We start from the raw sequence: 2,827 nt of genomic DNA on the forward strand, positions 1-2,827 counted from the left end.
GGAGATACGCGACGACATCCACGAAGCCTTCCTCACCCTCGGATGCGCACTCATCTGCTGGCGACGCCTGAAGTCATTCCGATAGGAGTTCTAAGGCATTCCCGGGATCATCGGCAGGACCGGCGCGGTCCGCTGAAGGGCCTGGATCTGTGGTTTCTCGTCCACGGCGAACACCGCCGCGTTGGCTGGCGGGGCGAGGTAGAGGCCGACGACGTCACGGATCTTGTCGATCAGGAACGGGTCCGGGGAGATCTTGAAGGTCTCGGTCCGCCAGGGCTGGAGGCCGAAGGCGTGCCAGATCCGCAGCACGCTGGCCGGGGAGATGCCCACGACCTTGGCCAGTTCCCGCTTGGACCAGTGCGTTCCGCCGGGAGGGGTCTCCTCCAGGGTGCGGACCACCACGTCTTCGATCTGGGCGTCGGTGATGCTCCGCGGCACCCCGGGCCGCAGTTCGTCCGCCAGCCCGTCCAGGCGGTCACGCAGGAACCTCGTGCGCCACTTGGCGACGGTGCCCCGGTTGATCCCCAGCCGGGCGGCGACCGCCAGGTTCGGGCCGCCCTCCGCGCACGCCAGCACGATTCTCGCCCGCAGGACCAGCCCTTGCGCCGTCGTCCGGCGCTTGACCCAGTTGCTCAACACCTGCCGCTCGGTCTCACTCAGGACCAGCGGCTCCAGCCTGTTGTCACCCACAACCGACAGCAGACCGAAGCCAACCGCCACCCGTCAGGCAAACCCATGAATTGGTGCGAAAAGCGACTCACGTGGTGCCCAACGGACTCACAACCAGATCACTTGGGTCACTCGGTCGGGTGATCGCGCGCCCCTTCCGGACGGTCGTGCCACGCATGAGCACGGAAGGTACCGATCATGCTCTGATGATGTTGCAACGCTGCACAGCCATCCGACGAGTACTCCCCGTCGTGATGGCCGTCCTCAGCCTCTGGTTTCCCTCGCCCGCTCTCGCCGCGGAACCGACCCCCGTCACCGCATCCCTTGCAGATGGTTCCCTCCTTCCCACCGCGTCGGCGCCCCGCCCGGCAACCGCGGCCGAGGCCCGAACCGACGCCTATCTGTGGTGGGTGCGCCAGAACCCGGACCGCGTACGGGACTTCTTTCTCCGCCTGCCAAAGGGAGGAGATCTGCACAATCACCTGTCAGGTGCGGTCTCCACCGAGTACCTCATCCGGTTGGCCGCCGAGGATGGCCTGTGCATCGACGCCACCCTCACCGCGGTCGCCCCGCCCTGCGGCGCCGGCACCCGACCGGCCACCGATGCCCTGACGGACCGGGACTTCCGCGAGGCCCTGCTGCGGGCCTGGTCCATGCAGGACTTCTCTCCGGATGGCAACGGCCACGACCACTTCTTCGACACTTTCAGCAAGTTCGGTGAAGTCACTTGGCGCCACCGTGGAAAGCTCCTCGCCGAGTTCGCCGACGTCGTCGTACGGCAAAACCAATCGTATCTGGAGACGATGGTCACCCCTGCGTCGGGCGAGGCGAAGAGACTCGCCGCGGAGGTCGGTTGGGACGATGACCTTGCCGCACTGCACCGCAAGCTGCTCGTCGACGGCAAGCTCGACGCCCTGGTGACCCGGGCACGTCAGGAAGCGGACGACGCCGACGTTGAGTTCCACGCCGAAGCCCGTTGTGGAACCGACCGACCCCGCCCAGCCTGCAGGCTGATGGTGCGTTGGATCTCGCAGGTCTCCCGGGCCAGTTCCCCCGAACGCGTCTTCACCCAGATCGCCCTGGGAATGCGGCTGGCCGAGCAGGACCGACGCTTCGTCGCGATCAACCTCGTCCAGCCAGAGGACCATGCGGCCTCGTTGCGGGACTACCGCCTCCAGATGCGCATGATCCGCTACTTGCGAGAGAGGTACCCACGGGCCCACATCACCTTGCACGCTGGCGAGTTGTGGCCCGGACTGGTGAAGCCGGAAGACCTCTCCTTCCACATCAAGGAGGCCGTCGAGGTGGCCCGCGCCGAGCGGATCGGGCACGGAGTGGACCTCCTCCACGAGGACAACTGGCAGGGCACCGTTCGCACGATGGCGGCCCGCGAGATCGCCGTGGAAGTCCCGTTCACCAGCAATGCGCAGATCCTCGGAGTCCACGGCGCCGAGCACCCCTTCGAGACGTACCGCGCCCACCGAGTTCCGGTCGTGCTCGCCACAGACGACCCGGGGGTGTCGCGCATCGACATCAGCCACGAGTACCGGTATGCCGCCGACACTTACGCGCTGGCCTACCCGGAGTTGAAAGACCTGTCCCGCGCTTCGCTGGAGTACGCCTTCCTGCCCGGAGCCAGCCTGTGGCGGGGCAACCCGACCACCGACGGCTACCGGCTGGATAACGCCTGCCGCGGGGAACGGCCGGGCACCCGCATCCGCTCCCCGGAATGCCACCACCTCATGACCGAAAGCCCCAAGGCTCAGCTCCAGTGGCGGCAGGAGGCATCCTTCGCCACCTTCGAACAGAGCCACACCATGCGAGTCCGCTGAGCGCCACCTGCCCCACAGCACCCGTCGCGGGGCCCGATCATTCCCGTCCCTCCACTCAGCGGGCGCCACACGGACTCCACACCTACCCTGATCCGCACTGTAAGCATGGACGATCCATAGCTGTTCCATCGAGCCCGGCCGCAGATCGGCGACCAGGGAGGGGAAGGCGACATTGAGGATCGTGGTGTCCCGGGCCCGTTCTACAGCCTGGCAGGCACGTGGCGTTCATCGTGACCTGCGTGGGCGCCTTGGTCTGCCTCACCGCGCCCAACATCGGGGTCTTCCTGGCGGGGCGGTTCCTCCAGGGCGCCGCTCTGGCCACGGTC

At 67.1% G+C, this 2,827-nt stretch carries 2 protein-coding genes; one reads left to right on the forward strand and one right to left on the reverse strand.

What is annotated here, in order from left to right; genetic code table 11:
• Nucleotides 1-90 precede the first annotated feature (90 nt).
• Nucleotides 91-690, reverse strand: coding sequence for an IS630 family transposase (locus tag ACFWIA_RS35035; RefSeq protein WP_387011321.1), 600 nt, complete (start codon nt 688-690; stop codon nt 91-93).
• A 185-nt stretch (nt 691-875) separates the two neighbouring features.
• On the opposite strand from ACFWIA_RS35035, the gene ACFWIA_RS35040 reads away from it, so the two are divergent.
• Nucleotides 876-2,501 (forward strand): adenosine deaminase, encoded by a 1,626-nt coding sequence (locus ACFWIA_RS35040; RefSeq protein ID WP_387011322.1) that lies wholly within the window; start codon nt 876-878, stop codon nt 2,499-2,501.
• Nucleotides 2,502-2,827: the final 326 nt, after the last annotated feature.

The sequence above is a fragment of the Streptomyces sp. NPDC127068 genome, assembly GCF_042724695.1.
Classification (GTDB): Bacteria; Actinomycetota; Actinomycetes; order Streptomycetales; family Streptomycetaceae; genus Streptomyces.